We start from the raw sequence: 22,259 nt of genomic DNA on the forward strand, positions 1-22,259 counted from the left end.
ACGTGAGCAAATTGATGAAAAACTTTCCCAGGCGGGCTGGCAGGTTCAAGATAAGAATCGAATGAATCTTTATGCAGGGTTAGGCGTGGCTGTCAGAGAAATGGACACCTCAACCGGCCCTGCGGATTACATGCTTTTCATAGATGGCAAAGCCTGCGGCATTATCGAAGCCAAACGAGAGGGCACTTCTCTCGGTGGTGTATCAGAGCAATCTGGGCGTTATGCCACATCTGATACTCAATATATTCAACGTTGGGAAGAAGAGGGTAAGCCGCTCCCCTTTTTATACGAAGCCACCAATATTGAGATTCGTTTCCGTGATGAGCGTGACCCTCATCCTCGTTCACGGGAAGTCTTTCATTTTCACCGTCCGGAAACATTGCACGAATGGTTGCAAGAAGAAAAGACTTTTCGTGCTAGATTACAAGAGTTACCAAGCCTTGATCCAACCGGCTTGCGAGACTGTCAGATAGATGCAATTACAGGTATTGAAAGCAGCTTAAAACAAGCCAAACCCCGCGCCTTGCTACAAATGGCTACCGGTGCCGGTAAAACCTTTACGGCGGTCACAGAAGTTTATCGTTTGGCTAAGTTTGCTAAAGCTAAAAGCATTTTATTTTTAGTGGATAGAGGAAACCTGGGTCGCCAAGCCAAAGCCGAATTTGAAAATTATACCGTACCGAATGACGGTCGAAAATTCACCAGTCTTTACAATGTTAAACAACTGGGCGTGGCCGGTGTTAGTGATGATATTAAGGTCACCATTTCCACCATCCAGCGTTTATACTCCCAGCTTTCCGGCAATGAATTGGATGATGAAACCGAAGAACACTCTGGTTATGAAATTGATGCCGTATCGAATCAAAAAGCTAAAGAGGTTCAATACAATCCGGCGATTCCCATTGAACAGTTTGATTTAATCATTATTGATGAATGTCATCGCTCCATTTACAACCTCTGGCGTCAAGTGCTCGATTATTTTGATGCCTTTCTCATTGGTCTGACTGCAACGCCCACCAAAAAAACTATAGGTTTCTTTGGACAAAACCTGGTGTCCGAATACACCCATGAAGACGCGATTGTGGACAAGGTCAATGTCGGTTATGACATCTACCGTATCAAAACCGAGCTTTCCGAAAAAGGTAACACAATTGAAGCGGGTACAACGGTTCAAGTGCGTGACAAACTCACCAAAGCCAAACGCCTAGAAAAGCTAGATGAAGATGAAATTTACCATCCAGTTCAAATTGATAGAAGTGTGATCGCTCCTAACCAAATCAGAACCATTATTCAAGGCTTTAAAGAGCGCTGTTTACCGGAATGTTTTCCGGAGAGACATTGGCAGGGTGACGATTTAGCCAAAGAAATGGAATGGGTGCCCAAAACCCTGATCTTTGCTAAAGACGATGACCATGCCGACCGCATTATGGATGCGGTGCGAGAAGTCTTTAACCAAGGTAACGATTTCTGTAAAAAGGTCACCTACAAGGTTGGCAAAAAAACCGCCGATGAAACCATTGGTGAATTTCGCACCAGCCCAATATTCCGTATCGCCATTACCGTCGATATGATTGCCACCGGCACCGACATCAAACCGCTGGAATGCGTCATCTTTATGCGCGATGTCAAAAGCCAAGCCTATTATGAACAAATGAAAGGCCGAGGCACACGAGTCATTGATGCTGATGCTTTGCAAAAAGTCACGCCGGATGCTGTGGCCAAAACCCGCTTTGTGTTGGTGGATGCCGTTGGCGTGACCGAAACTGATAAAACCGAATCCAAATCGTTAGAAAGCAAACCTTCTGTTTCCACCTTTAAACTGATGGAACAAGTCGCCCGTGGTGATCGTCATTCCGACACCTTGCGCAGTTTAGGGAATCGCCTAATGCGCTTAGATATTAAACTTTCCGATAAACAACGCCAAAGAGTCAGCCAAATGGCCGACAAACCGCTGGCACTCATCGCCGGTGAACTGATTCACGCCACCAATGAAGATGCCTTGGTACAAAACGCCATTATTGCAACAGGTAAAATTGAAGACGATCTCACCGAGCAAGACATTCAACAAACCTTTGAACCGAAAGCGAATGATCTGGTGAAACCCTTTCATAATCCCGATTTACGAGAGTTGTTGGAAGAGCTTAGAAAAGACACCGAGCAGATTATTGATGACAGCCCGGATGTTGTAATTGAAGGCACTGGCTACGATGCTGAAAAGGCCGAACAACTCATTCAAAACTGGCAACAGTTTATAAAAGACCATCAAAACGAACTCGATGCCATTACCCTTATTTACCAAAAGCCCTATCAACAACGTCATTTAAGTTATGAGCTTATTGAACAATTAGCTGACGAAATCAAACAACCACCGTATCATATCGCACCGCTGGAAGTATGGAAGGCTTACGAACAACTGGAAAAAGCCAAGGTCAAAGGCGTGCCTGGCAAAGAACTGCTTACCAATCTCGTTAGTCTTATTCGCTTTGCCACGCAAACCGTTAACGAGTTAGAACCCTTTGAAAACACCGTCAACAAAAACTACCAGGCCTGGTTAAAACAAATAGAACAAACCGGAACGGAATTTAATGACGAGCAACTCGACTGGCTCAATAAAATCAAAGAGCAAATAGCCAATAATGCCGAAATGACGCTAGAAGACTTTGAATACACGCCCTTTAATCAAGACGGTGGTTTAATCAAAGCCAGACAACTCTTTGGGCAAGATTTAAATAAAATTATTCAAGAACTCAATGGTTATTTAATTGCCTAGAGGTTTTTAAGTCCCTTGAAATTACCAAATATAGATAAGAAAGATATAAATGACTGAACAAAAAATGCAATTGCCAGAAGGGTGGTGCATCCAAACACTGCCTGAATTAATTTCAAAGGATGGGCTTTTTAAAGATGGCGATTGGGTAGAATCTAAAGACCAAGATCCTAATGGTAATGTTCGATTGATTCAGTTGGCAGATATAGGTGATGGTGTTTTTAAGAATAAATCGGCTCGTTTTTTAACTAAAAGTAAAGCTAATGAGCTTAAGTGTACTTTCCTAGAAAAAATGATGTTTTGGTTGCTCGGATGCCTGAGCCTTTAGGGCGGGCCACTCTTTTTCCTGGTGACAAAAAAGATTCTGTTACGGTGGTTGATGTATGTGTAATAAGACCAAAAAACGAGGACGTAGATGAAAAGTGGTTGATGTATTGGGTGAATACTCCCCAGCTTAGATTGGAAATCTTTAAGTTACAGAGTGGCACGACCAGAAAAAGAATTTCTAGAAAGAATTTATCAAAAATTCAGTTTCCTTTTCCTCAATTAAATCAGCAAAAACAAATCGTAGAAAAAATTGAAGAACTGTTTTCGCATATTGATGCGGGGATAGAAAGCTTAAAAATCGCCAAAGAAAAACTTAAACAATACCGCCAATCCGTTCTTAAAGCCGCCGTCACCGGCGAACTCACTAAAGACTGGCGTGAAGCCAACAAAGACAACATCGAACCCGCCAACCAACTCCTACAACGCATCCTAAAAGAACGCCGCCAACGCTGGGAACAACAAAAACTAGCCGAGTTCCAAGCCAAAGGCAAACCACCCAAAAACGACAAATGGAAAGAGAAATATAAAGAGCCCCAAGTGCCTGAATTTATTGGTGAAGAATTTTTTTTCCCTAATTCATGGTTGCAAACAGGTATTGAAAGCATTGCCATAGAAATTGTTGACTGCTTGCATAGTACTGCTAAGTTTATAGATGATGGGTTCTATTGTATTGATACGAATTCAATGAGTGACAGTGAAATACTATTTGATAAAGCGCGTTTTGTATCAGAGGAAACATTTAATGACAGAATTAGAAGGTTAAGACCTAAGCAAGGCGATATTTTATTTTCTCGTGAAGGAACTGTCGGAAAGGTTGCTGTTGTTCCTAAAAATGTGGAACTATGTTTAGGTCAAAGAATGATGATGTTCAGGTTTATTAAGGAGGTTAGCCCTGAATTTATTAAGTTGTTTTTATTGTCTCCAGTTTTTAAAAAACAATGGAAAGTGAAGGTTTCTGGAACGACCTCACCCCATGTAAATATTTCAGATATCAGAAAAATGTTTGTTTTGATTCCTGCATTAGGGGAACAAAAAGAAATCGTCCGAATAGTCGAAGAAAAACTCACCGCCGCTGACCGCCTAATGGCCGAACTCGACACCAAACTCACCCAAGCCCAACAACAAAAACAAACCATCCTCGCTTCTGCGTTTAAAGGAGTTTTAGTTTTATGATCTCAAATGACATTATTCAAAAATTTGAGCTTCACTATTTTTTAGACAAAGGTTCTCATTCTATTGATGCCATTGCAAGATTAGATGCTGAAACAGAGCTATTATCAATAATTAGTGAAATTTCAAGGCATTTTAATATTGATGTAATTGTAGAATCTGAAGCACTTTCAGAAGGTGGAGTTAGAAATCGTTGGACGTTTGTTAGTAAAGAAGATATTACGATTGTTTTAGCAGCTCTGTCTTTGATTTTACAGATATATGCAATTATTCCCTCAGAAAAAGAAGAACGATTAAAGGATCTCCAAATAGAAAATTTGGAATTGCAAAATAAAAAATTAGAAGCTGAGTTAGCTCAAATGGGAGTTGATGAAGATAGAGTTGAAGAGGTTGTTCAAAAGGTTACAGATTTAGAGCAAACTCCTAAAGTTAGAAAAAGGAAGTCGAATTTATATTCGACTGTTAATTCTGTTGAGAAAGTAACAGATCTTGGTTTCTCAATTCTTGATCAAGATAATGAACAAATATTTAGTGAAATAGTCATTCCTAAAAGTTTCTTTAAGAGATTTATCCTTCAGTCTAACTTACTTCCAGATGAAACTGATGAATCAGCTGTGATTGAAATTGTTTCTCCTGTTTTGAAAGAGGGAAAAGCTAAATGGCGCGGAATTTATAATGATGAGTCAATCTCTTTCAATATGAAAGATTCTGATTTTAAGAAAGATGTGATGATGGGTAAAGAAACTTTCCAGCATGGAACGCTTATTGAGGCTGTTTTAGTGATTGAAAAAGAGTTAGACCAGGTTGGTGAAGAAAAGATAACTAATCGCTCTGTTATAACTGTACTTAAGAAAATTGATGGCAATAAGAGTTTTGAAACATCACAAGGAAAAGCTTACAAACACAATAGAAAGATTAAGTCGTCACAGCAAGCACTAGTTTTTAATGATGAGTAAATATATGTCTGAAATTCCCGATTTTCAAAGTGTCATGCTTCCAGTAATGAACTGCTTAACCTCGGGTAAGGTGGTGAGCAAGGCGGAGGTGATTAATCAAATTAGCGATGAATTTGAACTTACCGCTGAGCAACGCGCAGAACTATTGCCATCTGGTAAGCAAACCTTTATTAAAAACCGAATTGGTTGGGCAATAACCTATCTTAAAAAGGCAGGCCTGGTTAAATCGCCTAAACGTGCACACATTCAAATCACAGAATTAGGCCAGTCTGTTTTGGCTGAAAACCCTGAAAAAATTAATGTTCGTTTTTTAAAGCAGTTTGAGAGTTTCCGCGAATTTCATTCTGTAAAACCGAAAGCGAATAATTCTGTTGAAGAAAGTAATCAGGAATTACCAGATACGCCCGATGAACAATTACAGCAGGCTTATCAATCTTTAAATCAAAGTCTCGCAGAAGAAGTATTGGAAAGTGTTAAACAGGTTTCCCCTCAAGCATTTGAGCAGTTGGTGGTCGATTTAATGATTGCGATGGGTTACGGCGGTGCGCGTAAAGAGGCCGGGCAGGCTACCAAGCTGACTGGTGATGGCGGGATAGATGGCATTATTAATGAAGATAAACTCGGTTTAGATTCTATTTACCTGCAAGCCAAGCGTTGGGAAAACACAGTGCACAAACCTGAAATAGACAAGTTTATTGGGGCCTTAACCATTAAGGGGGCAAGTAAAGGCGTATTTATTACCACTTCTTGTTTTTCTAAAGGCGCAATAGAAGCGGTTAATGGACTTAATATCTCTGTGGTTTTAGTAGATGGCAAAAAGCTCGCTGAACTAATGGTCGAACATAATCTCGGTGTCAGTATCAAAGAAACCTATCAGGTCAAAACACTTGATACTGATTATTTTGATGGATTTATGAGTTAAAGGTTTTAGATGATAGGTGAATTAGCCTCTGGCTTGAGTGTTATTGATTTTTTTGCCAAGTAGCTTAATAAGTTACCATTTCGAAAACATGAGCCGAAATAAACTATTGCAACAAGATTCTTTCAGCTTTTTGAAGCACATGGAGTGCATCCCAACCAAATTCCTACCTTAATAGGCCATGGTTTGAAAATTGCCGATGTTCAGTCTGAAGAGGCATTATTGTCTAAATTAGATGAAGATCTCTTAAATGATGTTTGTGAGTTATTTGCTGTTCGACGTGAATGGTTGGATGGCACTGATGAGCAAATATATCCTTTGTATGATTTTTATAAATGGCCGGAGTTATTTGGAGAGTTTTTAGATAAGTTATTGGTTAATAAGTCTGGTTATGAAGTGACTGGCGTGGTTTTGGCTGTCAAAGAGCCTAAGCGGCCAGATGGTGCCTTAATAATTATTGAAGAGCCTATTGGTCAGATAGGGAATAGACTTGTTTATCGTTATCACCTATGTAATAACTGGATGTTTGGTTATTGGAAAGCTAGAGCTTATCTAACTGGTTGTGTTGCATTAGCTTGGAAAAAGAATGTTTGTTTAATGGGGCGTTATGTTGAGCAAGCTGAGGTTGAAAAGTATCAGCAAGGTTTAAATTTCTTGGAATATGGAATCGATAGCGCATTGCCTTTAAAGGGAATACCTTGGCATCCTGAAGATATGGCAGTTAAACCAGAAGCATTCCTTGACGGTATTGATGAAGGTGATTTTGGAAAGATCCAAGGACTAAGTTTGTGGCTTGTTGAGTATGATAAAGGCCTCATGGAAACCGGTTTGGGGTATATCAATGTGCGTGAATCTTTTGAGAAGAAGCTTGAAGAAATTCAGAGTGTTCAAACATAAAATCCTACGACACTCTATTCATACCTTGTAGCGTATAAATTGACGTTTATACTTTTTAGCGTATAATATAGTTTCAATACGGGCTAGCGTATAAAGGTTTTGGCTATGAGAGTAAATTCAGCAAAAGAGTTATCGGTTTATCTTCAAGATAAACGCTTGTCGAATAACTTATCACAAACCACAGTTGCAGATTTGGCGAGTATGCGTCAAGCAACAGTGTCTGCATTTGAGTCTAAGCCAGACTCTGCAAAATTAGAAACGCTTTTTAAGTTGTTATCCGCCTTGGATTTAGAGTTGGAGGTTCGACCAAAAGGCAGTACTTCTGATCAAAATACGCCATCAAAACTTGAGTGGTAATGCAAATGGCAAAGCAGGCTTCTAATCACCTATTTATTTCCATGAATGGCTTGTTGGTGGGCGAGTTGTGGAAGTTGAAAAATGGAGCTTTGCAGTTTCGTTATGCGGATGAGTGGTTGGACTCACCCTATGCGCGTTTTTTGTCTTTTTCTTTGCCCTTGTCTAAAAAGGTCTATGAAGGTGATGTGATTTATAACTTTCTGGACAACTTGTTGCCGGATAATGATGCCATTCGTACAAAGATGCAAGCGCGCTTTCATACAACGACGACTCAGCCATTTGATTTGTTAGCCGCGGTGGGAAGTGACTGTGTGGGGGCGATACAACTTTCAAGCGAACGTTTGACAAATGATGAAAACCTTGATGCGAAGCCGCTTAGTGATGCTGAAATAGCGGAAATCCTTAAGGGGTATGCTTCTAATCCACTGGGTATGCAAGATGAGGATGAAGACTTTCGTATTTCCATTGCTGGTGCTCAGGAAAAAACGGCACTATTAAAAATGGAAGGCGAGTGGTTTTTACCTAAAGGCACCACACCCACAACGCATATTTTGAAGCTCCCGATAGGGAAGCTGGCTTATAACAACCTTGATTTGTCTCAAAGCTGTGAAAACGAGTGGTTATGTATGCAAATTGCCAAAGCATATGGTTTACCCGTCGCTGAGGTTGAAGTGGTGATGTTTGATGACCAAAAGGTGCTGGCGGTTGAGCGTTTTGATCGTAAGTGGGTAAATGCTTCTAAACTGGTGAGATTACCCCAGGAAGATATGTGTCAGGCCATGGGCGTTGCACCTGCGATTAAATACGAAGCTGAAGGTGGCCTGGGCATTAAAGACATGATGGATATGCTGAGAGGTTCACAAAATGCTCAGGCTGATAGAGAAGTTGTGTTTAAGTCTCAGGTTTTGTTTTGGATGCTGGCGGCGCCTGATGGACATGGTAAGAATTTTAGCTTGTTTATAGAGCAGAATAACGGTTTTCGTTTAACGCCTTTGTATGACATTTTGTCCGCTTATCCATTAATAGGTGGAACGGGGTTGCAAAAGCAGAAGATTAAAATGGCTATGGCAGTGCAAGGCAAAACGCGGCATTACAAATGGCATTCCATTTTGCCAAGGCATTTTTTAACCACCGCAAAAGCGGTTGGCTACTCTGAAAAACTGGCATTAGATCATTTGTATGAAATGTTTAGTAAAACAGAACAGGTCATTAAAGTTATTGTCGAAAAGTTGCCTAAAGATTTTCCTTCAGAAATAGCGGAACCAATTTTAGAAGGTCTTGCGAAAAAGGCCGAAACAGGGATGCGATATTTAGCATCATTAAAAGAAGAAAAAGGAAACTAAATGTCGGATCAAACGGCTTCTGCGATTGTAAACAAGGTCTGGAACTATGCTCATGTTTTACGGGATGACGGTGTGGGTTATGGCGATTATGTTGAGCAGATTACCTATTTAATCTTTTTGAAGATGGCCGCTGAGCGCGCGCAGGCGAATTTGGATGATACGGGCGTGCCTGCCGAATATGACTGGGCGCATTTGGTTAAGTTGGATGGGGATGATTTAGAAAATCAATATCGTCACACCTTGGAAGCCCTTGGTAAGAAGGGAGGCATGTTGGGAACCATTTTCCGTAAGGCGCAGAATAAAATTCAAGACCCCGCGAAATTAGAACGTTTGATAAAGATGATTGACAAAGAATCTTGGTCAACCTTACCTGCCGATGTGAAAGGTGAAATTTATGAGGGGCTGTTAGAGCGTAATGCGCAGGATGTGAAAGGTGGCGCGGGGCAATACTTTACGCCTCGTGCATTGATTCAGGCCATGGTGGAAGTGATGCAACCGAAACCAACAAATGTGGTGGCTGATCCGGCTTGTGGAACGGGCGGGTTTTTATTGGCGGCACATGATTATATGGCGCCTCTGGTTTCATCGAAAGCCGATGCAAAGTTCTTAAGAAATAAAGCTTTTAGAGGGAATGACATTGTGGATTCGGTGGTGCGTTTATGTGCCATGAATTTATATTTGCATGGCATTGGCGGGGTGGATTGTCCAATTGTGAACCAGGATGCTTTAGCGAAGTCGGTGGGCGAAGATAAGGTGGATATTGTTTTGGCGAATCCGCCATTTGGTAAAAAAAGTTCGATTACCGTTATCAGTGAAAAAACCGGTAAGGCAGAAGCCGAAAAGCTGACGTATGAGCGAGAAGATTTTTGGGCAACGACCTCGAATAAACAGCTGAATTTTGTTCAACACATTGCTAATATGTTGAAAGTGACGGGGAAGGCGGCCGTCGTTTTGCCGGATAATGTGTTGTTTGAAGGTGGTGCAGGCGAAACCATACGTAAAACTTTGTTGGAGCGCACCAATGTTCATACCTTATTGCGTTTACCCACTGGGATTTTTTATGCAAACGGTGTTAAGGCGAATGTACTCTTTTTTGATGCGAAACCGGCGAGTAAAACCGCTTGGACTAAAAAACTTTGGGTGTACGATTTTCGAACCAATGTCCATAAAACCTTAAAACAAAACCCGCTCAAGAAATCTGATTTTGATGAGTTTATTGAATTGTATAAGGCCGGAGATATTGATAACCGCCAAGCCACTTGGAGTGATGAGAACCCAGATGGGAGATGGCGCAGTTACGACTATGAAGCGCTTATCGCAAGGGATAAAACCAATTTGGATATTTTCTGGCTAAAAGATAAAACGTTGGAAGATTCTGAAAACCTACCAGCTCCTGAGGTGCTTGCGGCGGAAATTGTTGAGCAGTTAGAAGCGGCTTTAGGTGAGTTTAGAGAAGTGGAAATCATTTTAGACACAGAATAATACCTTAGAAGAATATGTAAATGACGCTGCGATTGCCTGTTCTTCTGCGTTGTTGTCACATTTTATTTAGATAAAGCGGCGGGCTTAGCCTGCTTTACAATTAATTCAATTCAGAATGTCTTCCCATTTATGCATGGCTTCCTGGCAGGCCGGGTCGGTGGCGACGCAGACTTTATTGCGCCCGGTTTGTTTGGCTTGGTAGAGCGCTACATCGGCTTGTTTTAATACCTTTTCAATATTATCGGCCGTTTCCGGCCAGTGGGCGACGCCCAGAGAAATGGTAACGGTGCCTACGGTTTTCAATGGCGCTTCCGACATGATTTTTCTTAGGCGTTCGGCGACTTTAATGGCTTGTTCTAATGGGGTGTAAGGCAACAACATCAAAAATTCTTCGCCGCCGGTGCGGCTTAATACATCCTGGCCGCGTGAGCATTCTCGCATTTTTTCGGTGACGGCCTGAATCACCTGGTCTCCGACGTCGTGTCCGTGCGTATCGTTAACGGTTTTGAAGAGATCGATGTCCAGGGAGATGGCCGAGAAAGGCGTGTTTTTAAGTTGCCACATTTGCAGTTGTTGGTGCAGGCCGCGTCGGTTCAGGATTTTGGTTAGCGGGTCGGTCAGAGACTCGGTTTTTAATTCATGAATGTGCTGGTTGATGGTGCCGAAGCCTTTGAGCAGGGCGGCTTTAATTTCATCGGCTTCGTAATACCAGGTTTTTATTTGATTGACCTTGGACTGGGTTTCCGGTGTTTCAGGGTGTTCGGCTTGTCGTGCCAGATGCCAGAGTGGTTTGGAAATGCGACCGGCAAACAGCCAAATAAAGAGGCCCGTTATGAGCAGTATTGGCAGGGAGTGCCAAAGTACACTCAGCATTTGGGTGTTCAGTGTGGCGAGCGTGGCTTGCAATGGACGTTGTGAGATAACACCCCAGCCGGATATGCTTACCGGAGAATAACCCGCCAGCATATCAATGCCTTGGCTGTTGGTGATTTTTTGGTGGCCTGTTTTGCCGTTGAGTACGTTTTCGATGGCGATATTACCCAGTACCTGATCGCCGATGCGTTCCTCATCTAGGTGGATGATGAGGCGGTGTTTAGAATCGACGACGTAGAGGTAGGTTTCATCCTGATAGCTTTGGTCGCTCAGCAGTCGGTGTAGAATGCTGTGGTTGTGTAAATTGATGAGCCCGGCGATAAAGCCGTCATACTGGCCGGTTTTATCGATAATCGGCTGTGAAACCAGGATGAAATATTCTTTTTGGTTCAGGCGAAAGGGCGAACTGATTTGCTGTTGGGTTAGGGCTTTCGGAATCGGCGCATCTTTCAATATGACATCCGCCTTGAATGATTCGGGGGCGGCTAAGGTTTGCAATTGGCCTTTTGTATTGACGCGCATCACGGCACTAAAACTGTCCGATTGATGCAGTAGGCGTTCGGTTTCCAATTGCGAAAGGGCGAGATTATGCGGTGCTTGAGCAATGGTTCGGCTACTCCACTTCAGCTCGCTCATTACCAGTTTGAGGTGCATAGCCGTGCTGCGCGCCAGTTTGGTGGCATAGGCTTCATTGGCGTGTAAGGTGCCGTCGATGAGAAGTTTTTTTTGCACCTTGTAAGTGGCGTAAAGCGCATTGACTAAGGTCAAAATGACGCTAACGGTGGCCAGAGACAGTATGAGTCGTCGTAAATCGATTCGGGTTAGATGGTGCATAACGGTTTTTAAGAATTATGTTGTTATTGTTTTTTGTTGCGGGCTTACGCCGCAAAATTTTTTTATAAGGTGTAATTATACTTGTTTATTATTATGGAGGGCGGTTTTGGCCTAATTTAACCTGATGAAAAGTAAGTAAAATGTTTGCTAAGAGGCGGTGCCGGGTGCGTTGTCCGCTGTCAAACAATCGAGCAAGCGCTGTACTTGACGTTTACAGCAACCGTTGCCATCGGTGGCGTAAGTTTGATTCCGCACCGCTTCGAGCGTGTCGGCACCGTTTTCAATGGCGTCGATGATATCCCGTTTGAGTATTTCATTGCAGACGCAGAGGTTTTCGTCCAGGTCCTTTTTTAAGATGTCTGGCAATTTGTCGATTGTGCTTTGTTTCATTCTTTTATTTTAATGCAAAGCGGCCAGGCCTGGTGGATTTTGCGCCGACTTCGGTTTATGCTGAATAAAACGTTTCGCCTTATGGTAAAAAAGGATTAGGAGAGAATTAGGAGCCGACATGAAGATTTTTTGCATCAGTGATACACACGGTTACCACCGACATATGCGGGAGATTCCGCAGGCGGATGTGGTGGTGCATGCGGGGGATATGTGCAATCTGGGCAGCGCCAAGCAAACCGAAGATTTTTTGGATTGGCTTCGCGCCTTACCGATGCCGCACAAGGTGTTGATTGCCGGTAATCATGATTTTTTGCTGGATGTGCAACGCCAGGCGAAACTCGGAAAACCGTCTCAATCGTTCGACTTTTCCGGCATTCATTACCTGATGGATGAAGCGGTTGAAATTGAAGGGATGACCTTTTACGGCTCGCCGTGGCAGCCGGAGTTTCAGGCGATGGCGTTTAATCTGCCGCGCGAAGGGGAAGGATTACGCCAGGCCTGGCAGAATATTCCGGAAGCGACGAATGTGCTGGTCACCCACACGCCGCCTTATGGCATTTTGGATCAAACCAACGGCGGGTTTGGTGTTGGCTGTGAGTTACTGACGCAACGCCTGAATGCGTTGCCGCAGCTGAAAGCCCATGTGTTCGGGCACGTGCATGAAGCGGCCGGTTATGAACAGCAGAATGGTTGTCAGTTCGTCAATGCGTTTGAACCGCGTGTGATTGAAATTTAAGAAGTTTTTCCCTTGTCTAAACCGTTACCATCATCTTTGCCATCGCGATTGCCGATTACGCCCATTTTGCCGGACATTCAAGCCGGGCTCGCCGCACACGACAATTTGGTGTTGCAGGCCGAACCGGGCGCGGGTAAATCGACCGCGGTGCCGTTGGAATTACTGAAGGCGTCTTGGCTGGCCGGGCGCAAGGTGCTTCTGTTGGAACCCCGTCGTTTGGCGGTAAAATCCATTGCCTATTATCTAGCGGAACAACTCGGTGAAACGGTCGGGCAGCGCATTGGTTATCAAATTCGTAATGAACGACGCGTGAGCCGGGAAACACAATTGGAGATAGTGACAGAAGGCATCTTGACGCGTCGTTTGCAGCAAGACCCGGAGCTATCGGATGTGGCGTTGGTGATTTTTGATGAATTTCATGAGCGTTCCTTACATGCTGATTTGGCCTTAAGCCTGTGTTTGGATGTGCAGGCCGCGTTACGGGACGACTTGAAACTATTAGTGATGTCCGCCACCATCGACATGGATGCGGTGCAACGTCTATTGGCCGCCAATGGCGCGTCGGTCACGCAGACACAAGCGCCGGGGCGCACTTATCCGGTATCGGAACATTATTTATCCAAGCCGCTGGCCTCCATGCACTTGCGTGACCTGCTTCCGGCACTGAATCAACAAATTCGCCAGGCCTGGCAGGAAACCGAAAAGGATATTCTGGTGTTTTTGGCCGGGCAGGGCGAGATTCGCCGTGTGCAGGAACGTTTGGAAGAAGCGCCTTTGACCAATACTGTGGTATGCCCGTTGTACGGGGCTTTGAAACCGGAAGAGCAAGAAAAGGCGCTGGTGCCGGACGCGCAAGGCCGGCGCAAAGTGGTGTTGGCTACGAATATTGCCGAAACCAGTTTGACGATTGACGGTATCGGCGCGGTGGTGGACAGCGGTTTGAGCCGAAAAGCTTTGTACGATGTGTCCAGCGGTATGACGGCCTTAACGACGCAACGCATTTCCAAAGCTTCGGCCGAGCAGCGTAAAGGCCGTGCCGGGCGATTGTCTGCCGGACGGGTTTACCGACTCTGGACCGAAAGCCAACAAGTGCAATTGGCGGACTTTGACCCGCCGGAAATTGAACAGGCGGATTTAAGCGCCTTATGTTTGGAGCTGGCCATTTGGGGGCTTCATACCCCGGCGGAATTAAACTGGATGACGCCGCCGCCCAAACCCCATTTCGATGCGGCGCAGGCGCTTTTGAATGCACTGAATTTATTGACCGACACCGGGCAGGTGACCGACTGGGGGCGTAAAGCGGCCGAATTTGGCTGGTCGCCTCGTTTGGCGGTGATGTGCTTGAGAGCCGAGTCAGTCTGCGATTTGTCACCACATCAAGCCAGGACTTTGGCGACCGATTTGGCGGTGGTTTTGTCAGAACGGGATGTGTTGCAAACGCGCGATAACGCCGATTTAATTCAACGGGTTCTGGCTCTGCAAGCCTATCGACAGGAGCGAGCGGCGGCAAAAAAAGCGTATCCGATTCAGGTTTCAGCGATGGAACAAGCCTTGAAAAACGCGCGTTCCGCGCTTAAAAAACTGGATGAAGCCTCGGCCTGCGAGCCGTTGACGCTGGCAGAATTGCAAGCCGAATGCGGCAAGTTGGTGGCGTTGGCTTATCCGGATCGAGTGGCAAAACGCCGAGGCACGCAAGGCGCACGTTTTCAGATGAGTAATGGTAAAGGTGCGGTGTTACCAGAGTTTGACCCGATGGCGCCTAGCGATTGGTTGGCGGTGGCGCAGTTAGATGGTCAACGCCAGGATGGGCGCATTTATCTGGCCGCGCCTTTGGCCCTGGACGATATAGAGGATGTGTTTGCCGAACAAATTGAAGACCGGCTTTATTTGGGGTTGAACAAAGCCAAGGGAGAGCTAAGCGCGGTGCAACAACGCTGGTTGCACAGGTTGCTACTGTCTGAAAAACCATTGAAAAACCCCGATCCGGATACCTTGCAGAAAGCGTTGTTGGCGCTGTTGGCGGAGGATTTATCTTATTTGCCGTGGCGCGAAAACACCCAGGCCTGGTTAAAACGGGTGAATTGGCTAGCCGGATTCGATTCGGACGGCGAAACGGCTTTTCCCAATTTCGACCAGGCCTGGTTAAAAGCTCATCTTGGCGATTGGTTAGCGCCTTATATGAATGGTGTTACAACAATCAAAGGGCTGCAGTCGTTGGATCTATTGATGCTGCTGCAGAGCCAATTGACCTATGACCAACAGCAGGCGTTAGCCCAGCAGGCACCGACACATTACACCACGCCTGCCGGGCATCGGGTGGCGATTGATTATGGCGGTGCCTCGCCGAAAGTGTCGGTGATTTTGCAGGAAATGTTCGGTGAATTGACCAGTCCGCGACTGGCATGGGGGCAGGTGCCTCTAACGTTTGAACTCTTGTCGCCGGCGCGACGGCCAATTCAAGTGACCAGTGATTTGGCAAATTTCTGGCGGACGTCCTATTTTGAGGTGGTGAAAGACATGAAAGGCCGTTACCCGAAACACCGTTGGCCAGACAAGCCCTTGGATGAAAAGCCGGGGCGTTCGGTGAAATCGAAACCCGCTAAATGACCGGTTTTCTCACCGGCGGCGGTTTTTTGAATTTTGTTACGAAAAAAAATATCCGATTTTTTTCAGTGTGAAATTTGCCAGGCCTGGCCAGAATCGTCGGTTGGCTTGACTGGGAAAAGTTGTTTAAAGGAAAACACTTGAATGAGAGTATTGCGAATGGCCAGGGTTATCGCGCTTGCATTGGTTTATATTTTGGTGATGACTGCTTGTGCAACGGTTGTCGATAAGCCGGCGTTGCAATCGGCGAAGACGTTTCCCGCCATCTCTCAGCTGACGTTTGATGATTACCGCTTACAGACCCGCCAATGGTTGACGGAGCATCGGTTGTTTTTGAGTGAAGACCCGGCGGTGGAGGTGGACGCCAACAGTCCGCAGGAATGGCGGCCGGCTTCGAAACCGAAAAAAGGCATTTTGCTGGTGCACGGCTTGGGGGATTCGCCGTATTCGTTTTCCGACATCGGCCCGGTATTGGCGCAAAACGGTTTTTTAGTGCGGACATTGTTATTGCCGGGGCATGGTACACGGCCGGGCGATATGTTGAATGTGCAGATTGATCAATGGCGCGCCTTGTTGAAAAAGCAAACCCACATCTTGGAAGGCGAGGTGGATCAGGTGTACTTGGGCGGTTTTTCCACGGGGGCGAACCTGGTGACCGAGTTGGCGTTGCAGGATGAGCACATTGCCGGATTGGTCTTGTTTTCTCCGGCATTTGAATCCAATGCGCCGATTGATTGGTTGGCGCCTTGGATTCAAGACATGGTGCCTTGGCTGCGAACCGACATGAAATACACCCACGATATTTATGTGCGTTATGGCAATATGCCCACCAACGGGTTTTCGCAATACTATTATTCCAGCGAATCGGTGCTCAAAGCCTTGTCGGAAAAATCCTTTGATAAGCCGACGTTGATGGTGGTCAGCGAAGCCGATTCGGTGGTGGATGTGCCGCAAGTTCTGGCGTTGTTTTCGACTCGCTTTACTCACCCGGACAGCCGGTTGATCTGGTATGGGGCACCTCCGGAAACTGATGATGCTCGCATTTTAGTGCGAACCGCTTATTTACCGGAGTGGCGTATCAGTAACTTCTCTCACATGGGCATGGTGTTTTCGCCCGATAACCCGCTTTACGGTATCAGCGGCCACTTTCGCATGTGTTGGAACGGTCAATCCGATGCGCATTATCAGCAGTGCGAGAAGGGGGAAGAGGTGTGGTATTCCGCCTGGGGCTATGAAACGGATGACAAAGCGCATGCGCGTTTGACATTTAATCCATATTTCGCTTGGCAGAACGATGTTATGTTGGGTGTCCTGAATACGGTTCAAACGAATTAATGCGTTGAATTTATTAACGATTCGGTATTGTTTTAGTTATTTTTGTATCAGTTTTGTATAAATATTGTATAGTTTTTGAAAAATGGTTATACTGAAACTGTGTCGAAAGTCCAAATTTCGTTCTTGTATGGAATTTAAAGCACTTAAAAACAACAATTAGGTCGGATATGTTTAATTCTCAGTTAAAGCAAGATTATGCTCGGTTGCAAGCTCAGTACAATTCAGCGAATAGTATCGTTGATGCAATGAATCGCTCCATGGCGGTGATTGAATTTGATCTCAAAGGTGAAATTCGCCACGCCAATGACAATTTTTTGAAAACCGTCGGTTACAGTTTGGATGAGGTGGTCGGGCACCATCATCGAATGTTTGTACCGGAAGCCATCTCAAACAGTGCCGATTATCGCCTTTTCTGGACGAAGCTAGCCCAAGGCGAGTTTGTGTCCGGCCGTTTTCAACGTGTGAATCGTCAGGGCGATACGATTTGGCTGGAGGCTAGCTATAACCCGGTTTTCAATGCGCAGGGTCAGGTGGATAAAGTGGTGAAGTTTGCTTCCGATATCACTCGGCAGGTTGAAAGCGAATTGGAGTTTAAGGCACAAATGGATGCTATTAACCGAGTCATGGCGGTGATTGAATTCGAGCTGGACGGTACGATTCGCACCGCAAATGATAATTTTTGCGCGACCATGGGGTATGACTTATCGGAGATTCAAGGTCAGAAACATGCGATCTTTGCGGAGCCGGGGTTTACGGAAACGGATGAATATCGAACTTTTTGGGCGGAATTGAACCAGGGTAAGTTCGTGTCCGGTACCTTTAAACGGATGAAGAAAAACGGCGAAGAGGTTTGGTTGGAAGCCAGCTATAACCCGATTTTGGATGCCGAAGGCCAGCCATACAAAGTTGTTAAATATGCTACCGATGTGGGTCAGAACGACAATATGAAATTGCTGCGCTGTGTGGTGGACGAAGCCACGCACGTGATGGAAGCGTTTGCTTCCGGCGATTTAACCCGTCGTATGTCGCCCGCTTTGCAGTCGGGACGAGGTTCTATGTTTTCGCCGGAAATCGAACGTATTAATGGTGGCATCGATTTGATGTCGGAACGTTTGACGGAAGTCATTTCACAAGCCACCGAAGCCACGCGAGTGGTGGCGTCGGCGTCTGACGAAGTGTCGCAAGGCGCGCACGATTTGAATGATCGGGTGCAGGAACAGGCGGCGGCGTTGGAAGAAACCGCACAGAATATGGAAAACATGACGCAGGTGGTAAAAAACAATGCTCAGCACTCGCAAAAGGCTTCGCAAGTGTCCACCGAAGTGCAGCGTAAAGCGTCGGATGGAATGCAGGTGATGGCGGCGACCATCGAGGCGATGGAAGCGATTCAGGAATCGAGTCATAAGATTGCCGATATTGTTTCTTTGATTGACAGCATTGCGTTTCAAACCAATTTGTTGGCTTTGAATGCGGCGGTGGAAGCGGCCAGAGCGGGTGATCATGGCCGTGGGTTTGCGGTGGTGGCCGGTGAAGTTCGCGCCTTGGCGCAAAAATCGGCCGAGGCCGCAAAAGAAATTCGCCAGCTGATTGAGGAAAGTGTGAACCGGGTGGAGCAGGGCAGCGAGCAGGCCGCCAAGTCGGGTGAAGTGTTGGAGCAGATTGCTCAGTCCATCGACAGTGTGACGGAGATGGTCAATCAGATCGCGTCGGCGACGACGGAGCAAATGACCGGCATTGACCAAGTGCATCAGACGGTGACTCAGTTGGATGATGTGACGCAGCAGAATGCGGCACTAGTGGAAGAAACCACCTCGGCGGCGGAAAGTTTACGCCATCAGGCGGATGTGTTGGCGAGAGATATGTCGTTTTTCACAACTGGTACAAAGAAGCACTTAGAGAAGGACTAACGGAAGAGTGGGTCTCTATCTGAAGTCGGTTAAGCTGTCCATGATCAAAACGGTCAAGCCTCAAAAACTATCAGGCCTGGCCGTTTGAGCGATTTCGATTCGGTTAGAAAGGTTTGCCTTCTTCGATGGGCAGTTCCGGAATCCGGGACCATTCATTCCAGGAACCGAAATACAGTTTGACGTTTTCAACCCCGGCTGCTTTCAGCGCGACGAGGGTGTTGGATGCGCGAGCGCCTTTAAAACAGTAAAGGTAAACCGTAGAGTCCTTGGTGATTCCGGCGGTTTTACATTCGGCTAGAATTTCATCCGGTGTTTTAAACAAGGGAACGGTGCCCGGTTTCATCATGCGGTACCATTCAATCCAAACCGCGCCCGGTAAGCGTCCTTTGCGCGGGCAAAATTCTTTGCCATAGGGGGAAGAACTGTCGGCAATCCATTCGTCCACATCGCGTACGTCGAGCATGACGGTGTCGGTGCCAAGCGCTTCGAGAACGTCTTCTTTGTTTATCATCAGGCGGTTGCCTGTTTCTTTGATTGGGAACGTTTTCGGGGTTGGGCTCGGGGTTTCCAGGCTGGTTGGGAATCCTTCCGCCAGCCAGGCTTGATAGCCGCCGTGCAGAATCGACACCGACTCGTATCCAAGGTAGGATAATAAAAAATAACCACGGCAAGACTGGCCAAAACCGGTGTCCATGGCGTCTTCATAAAACACAACGGTTTCGGCACCGGAAATGCCCGCATCACCGAACGCGGTCGCGAAGCTTTCTTTGAGTTCTTCCAGGCCTTCAGGTGTGGAGGTGGCCAGGAACGTAAAAATGCTGTGAATATTGACGGCACCGGGAATGTGGCCTTGTTCATAGGCTTCCGATGAACGAGTGTCGATGATAACCGTTGGACTGTCGCTTTCCAGAATGTCGTTGAGTTTGGCGGCGTTAATCAATAATGGGTGGGACATAGGATTCTCCTTGCGCTTTGATGGTAAGTGACATGGCTTGAATCCGACGGGCGGTGACGGATGGAATAGACCATGGTATCGGAGAAAACCATGCATAAAACAGGCCGGGAATGCTTACTGAATAAAATTCAATAACTTATTGAAAATGAATGAAAATAAAGGAAGTTTAATTGTTTTTATTTGTTTACAAAGAGTGTGAATTTACAACAAAGACAAACACACTTAGAGATTGGCGATGTCGTTGACCTTGTAACCGGTGGTGATGACCATGGTGTAAGCCGCTCGGACGTGTTCCTGACTGATGTCCAGGTGCTTGAGAGCGTAATCCCGCGATTGTTTGAGTTCGTCACTGACGTAATTTTGCCCCATGGCGGAGCAGGCGACGAAGTCACTGAGCATCATTAGCAGGGCCATGTCGCAGATTTTATTGTGCGTTTGGCGAATCTGCGGGGTAATGTGCCGTGAATGGTGCAGCAAGATGCCTTTGTATATTTCAGGGATAATGTCCCAATTTTTGGCAATGATGACGCCGGCTTCGCTGTGAGAGGTGTCGAACATATCCAGTTCTTGTTGACGTGCGGTATAAGGTTTTGACAGTGATTTCAGGAAGATCGGTTTATAGGCGATGGGATCGATTTTTGAAAGAAAAACCGCGCCGATGTTTTGTAAGAGTCCAGCCAGATAAGCTTCGGAACGGCTGATGCCGTTAATACTGTCTGAAAGTTCCGCGGCGGCCAAACCAGCGTTCATGCCATGTTTCATAATGGCATTTTCCAGTCGGCTGTTGTTGTGCTGGCGAACCAGTATGGCGGCCGAAAATAGCTCAAATACATTGTCCAGCCCGATGAGGTTGAGAATGGTGCGAACTTTCATCAATTGATCGATGGATTTTTTCGGGTAAGCCTCTTTGGCAATCTTAATGAATTCCGCTAAGGTTTCCGGGCTTTTTCTGATGTGGGACTCAATTTGTGACAGGTTTGGGTTGGGTTTGTAAAGTTCTTCTTTGACAGCTAGGAGTTCCGGCGGTAAGTGATAGACATAGACCCGTTTTAATAATTCCAAGGCTGTCAGTAAACGGTTTTCCAAGTGTGGTGAAATGCCCGATTTGTCGGCTCCGCAGGCTTCTTCCAGCAAGGCATTGAGGCCGGCCCCACCTTGAATCAGGGTGTCATGAAAAGCTTGTGCCTGTTCGGATAAATTGACGAGGCGGGCGCCGTAAAAATGGTGGTCCAGATGCGTTCGATAAGAGCTGATGACCATGGCTTCAATTTTATACGGTTCGGTTTTCAGCGAGGAGACCTGAGCATTGGAGAAGATGCGCCCAATCTGAAATTCCTTGATGCTTTCCGGGCTGACGAAGGATATGCCACCTTGTGAAATATCGTAACCGTCCAATTGGTGATTGTTGACGGTGACGGTGAAATCACGTTCGTATCGCGGATGTTTGCGTCTGTCCTCTTGGGTTTCAGGCGCTTCCGGTGTGGCAGGAACTGAGTCGAGAGCTTCCAAATTTGGGGAACCTAAGTTGGGTTTTAACAAGTTGATTTTCAGGTAGTTTTGAATACTTTAACAAAAAACTGACTCCCTAGGTTAGGGAAACTTTGTCTTCTCGGGGTGAAATTTTTAATTGGGGAATTGGAAGTTTTTATTTTGGCTGGGCGTTTTCAGTCAAAGCGCCCAGGCCTGGTGGTTTTTTATTCCGGTTTGTTCACGGGCTTATGGAAGAGGTTTTTCAGCAGTTTGATGCCGTGAAAATGGGCAATCAGTAAATAGAAAACCGTGCCAATAATGATGCCGAGTACCATGTTTCCGAGGAAAAACGGTTGCCAGATGTGGGGAAAAATCTCGCTAAACCATTGTTGTGAAGCGATTTCGATATTGGCGTCGATATTATGCAACGGTGGGGTGTTCAGTAGCCAGGTGCCAAAGCGATAACCACCATACCATATGAACCCCATTGTCAAAGGGTTGGTGATCCAGGCCAGTGCCGTCGCTAATGGGATGTTGGCGCGGGCGTAGTAAGCGAGAATCGAGCCCAGCAACATTTGAAACGGCACGGGCAGCATCATGCAGAAAGCACCGATAAAGCCGGCACGGGCAAAGGATAAGCGGTCACCGGCCCAATACACGCGATCGCGAAATTTTGGAAAATATTTATTCAGAAATGGCGAGGCTTTGGCCTTGCGGCCAATCTGGTGGACTTTTAGCCGAAGAAAACGAATCATAACTGTTATTTTAACAGTATGTTCAATTGGGACTGTGAAGAAATTTCAGCTTTTGCTTATAAAGCTTAAGGCCGTCTCAATAGTTGAACAGGATAAAAATAACCGTCAACGTTAATGCGAATAAAAAAGCTGACGGTTTACAAATGGTACTACTTGGTTTTTTACCGTCCTGGTGGTTCATA

At 45.8% G+C, this 22,259-nt stretch carries 18 protein-coding genes; 13 read left to right on the forward strand and 5 right to left on the reverse strand.

The features are described 5' to 3' along the window. Positions 1 to 61: 61 nt before the first annotated feature. From AC0KH7_RS02750 to AC0KH7_RS02790, 9 genes are all read left to right on the forward strand, one after another. Positions 62 to 2,770, forward strand: a complete 2,709-nt coding sequence (locus AC0KH7_RS02750) for a type I restriction endonuclease subunit R (RefSeq protein ID WP_472370478.1) — start codon at positions 62 to 64, stop codon at positions 2,768 to 2,770. Positions 2,771 to 2,819: 49 nt separating this feature from the next. Then, a complete protein-coding gene (locus tag AC0KH7_RS02755; protein ID WP_472370480.1) occupies positions 2,820 to 3,095 on the forward strand; it encodes a hypothetical protein in 276 nt (91 codons plus the stop codon). Continuing rightward, entirely contained in the window at positions 3,080 to 4,267 is a 1,188-nt protein-coding gene (locus AC0KH7_RS02760) for a restriction endonuclease subunit S (RefSeq protein ID WP_472370482.1), read from the forward strand. Before AC0KH7_RS02755 ends, AC0KH7_RS02760 begins: the two co-directional genes overlap by 16 nt. Beyond that, positions 4,264 to 5,220 (forward strand): LAPAL motif-containing putative phage structural protein, encoded by a 957-nt coding sequence (locus AC0KH7_RS02765; protein WP_472370484.1) that lies wholly within the window; start codon positions 4,264 to 4,266, stop codon positions 5,218 to 5,220. Before AC0KH7_RS02760 ends, AC0KH7_RS02765 begins: the two co-directional genes overlap by 4 nt. 4 nt (positions 5,221 to 5,224) lie before the next feature. Then, positions 5,225 to 6,142, forward strand: a complete 918-nt coding sequence (locus AC0KH7_RS02770; RefSeq protein ID WP_472370486.1) for a restriction endonuclease — start codon at positions 5,225 to 5,227, stop codon at positions 6,140 to 6,142. A gap of 183 nt (positions 6,143 to 6,325) precedes the next feature. Next, positions 6,326 to 7,036, forward strand: a complete 711-nt coding sequence (locus AC0KH7_RS02775) for a hypothetical protein (RefSeq protein ID WP_472370488.1) — start codon at positions 6,326 to 6,328, stop codon at positions 7,034 to 7,036. Positions 7,037 to 7,141: 105 nt separating this feature from the next. Further along, complete coding sequence (locus AC0KH7_RS02780; RefSeq protein WP_472370490.1) at positions 7,142 to 7,393, forward strand: helix-turn-helix domain-containing protein; 252 nt, start codon at positions 7,142 to 7,144, stop codon at positions 7,391 to 7,393. A 5-nt stretch (positions 7,394 to 7,398) separates the two neighbouring features. Continuing rightward, entirely contained in the window at positions 7,399 to 8,736 is a 1,338-nt protein-coding gene (locus AC0KH7_RS02785; RefSeq protein ID WP_472370492.1) for a type II toxin-antitoxin system HipA family toxin, read from the forward strand. Next, positions 8,737 to 10,218 carry a type I restriction-modification system subunit M gene (locus AC0KH7_RS02790; RefSeq protein ID WP_472370494.1) on the forward strand — a complete coding sequence of 494 codons (1,482 nt, stop codon included), beginning with the start codon at positions 8,737 to 8,739 and terminating at the stop codon, positions 10,216 to 10,218. Between the two features lie 105 nt (positions 10,219 to 10,323). Here the strand turns inward: AC0KH7_RS02790 and AC0KH7_RS02795 are convergent, their stop codons facing one another. Together AC0KH7_RS02795 and AC0KH7_RS02800 are read right to left on the reverse strand one after the other, a co-directional pair. Next, positions 10,324 to 11,925, reverse strand: a complete 1,602-nt coding sequence (locus AC0KH7_RS02795; RefSeq protein ID WP_472370496.1) for a sensor domain-containing diguanylate cyclase — start codon at positions 11,923 to 11,925, stop codon at positions 10,324 to 10,326. A gap of 147 nt (positions 11,926 to 12,072) precedes the next feature. After that, positions 12,073 to 12,315 carry a (2Fe-2S)-binding protein gene (locus AC0KH7_RS02800; RefSeq protein ID WP_472370498.1) on the reverse strand — a complete coding sequence of 81 codons (243 nt, stop codon included), beginning with the start codon at positions 12,313 to 12,315 and terminating at the stop codon, positions 12,073 to 12,075. 118 nt (positions 12,316 to 12,433) lie between these two features. On the opposite strand from AC0KH7_RS02800, the gene AC0KH7_RS02805 reads away from it, so the two are divergent. From AC0KH7_RS02805 to AC0KH7_RS02820, 4 genes are all read left to right on the forward strand, one after another. Continuing rightward, positions 12,434 to 13,051, forward strand: coding sequence for a metallophosphoesterase family protein (locus AC0KH7_RS02805; protein WP_472370500.1), 618 nt, complete (start codon positions 12,434 to 12,436; stop codon positions 13,049 to 13,051). A 12-nt stretch (positions 13,052 to 13,063) separates the two neighbouring features. Continuing rightward, positions 13,064 to 15,658, forward strand: a complete 2,595-nt coding sequence (hrpB, locus tag AC0KH7_RS02810; RefSeq protein WP_472370502.1) for an ATP-dependent helicase HrpB — start codon at positions 13,064 to 13,066, stop codon at positions 15,656 to 15,658. A 141-nt stretch (positions 15,659 to 15,799) separates the two neighbouring features. Further along, complete coding sequence (locus AC0KH7_RS02815) at positions 15,800 to 16,990, forward strand: alpha/beta hydrolase (RefSeq protein WP_472370504.1); 1,191 nt, start codon at positions 15,800 to 15,802, stop codon at positions 16,988 to 16,990. Positions 16,991 to 17,157: 167 nt separating this feature from the next. Continuing rightward, the gene (locus tag AC0KH7_RS02820) at positions 17,158 to 18,897 is read left to right on the forward strand and encodes a methyl-accepting chemotaxis protein (protein WP_472370506.1); all 1,740 of its coding nucleotides are present in this window, start codon (positions 17,158 to 17,160) and stop codon (positions 18,895 to 18,897) included. Between the two features lie 103 nt (positions 18,898 to 19,000). On the opposite strand, the gene AC0KH7_RS02825 is transcribed toward AC0KH7_RS02820, so the two are convergent. From AC0KH7_RS02825 to AC0KH7_RS02835, 3 genes are all read right to left on the reverse strand, one after another. Next, positions 19,001 to 19,852: a sulfurtransferase gene (locus tag AC0KH7_RS02825; RefSeq protein ID WP_472370508.1), complete on the reverse strand. Its 852-nt coding sequence runs from the start codon at positions 19,850 to 19,852 to the stop codon at positions 19,001 to 19,003. A gap of 222 nt (positions 19,853 to 20,074) precedes the next feature. Continuing rightward, positions 20,075 to 21,361 carry an HDOD domain-containing protein gene (locus AC0KH7_RS02830; RefSeq protein WP_472370510.1) on the reverse strand — a complete coding sequence of 429 codons (1,287 nt, stop codon included), beginning with the start codon at positions 21,359 to 21,361 and terminating at the stop codon, positions 20,075 to 20,077. Positions 21,362 to 21,546: 185 nt separating this feature from the next. Beyond that, a complete protein-coding gene (locus AC0KH7_RS02835; protein WP_472370512.1) occupies positions 21,547 to 22,077 on the reverse strand; it encodes a DUF2062 domain-containing protein in 531 nt (176 codons plus the stop codon). Positions 22,078 to 22,259 lie beyond the last annotated feature (182 nt).

The sequence above is a fragment of the Hydrogenovibrio sp. genome, from assembly GCF_965140365.1.
Classification (GTDB): domain Bacteria; phylum Pseudomonadota; class Gammaproteobacteria; order Thiomicrospirales; family Thiomicrospiraceae; genus Hydrogenovibrio.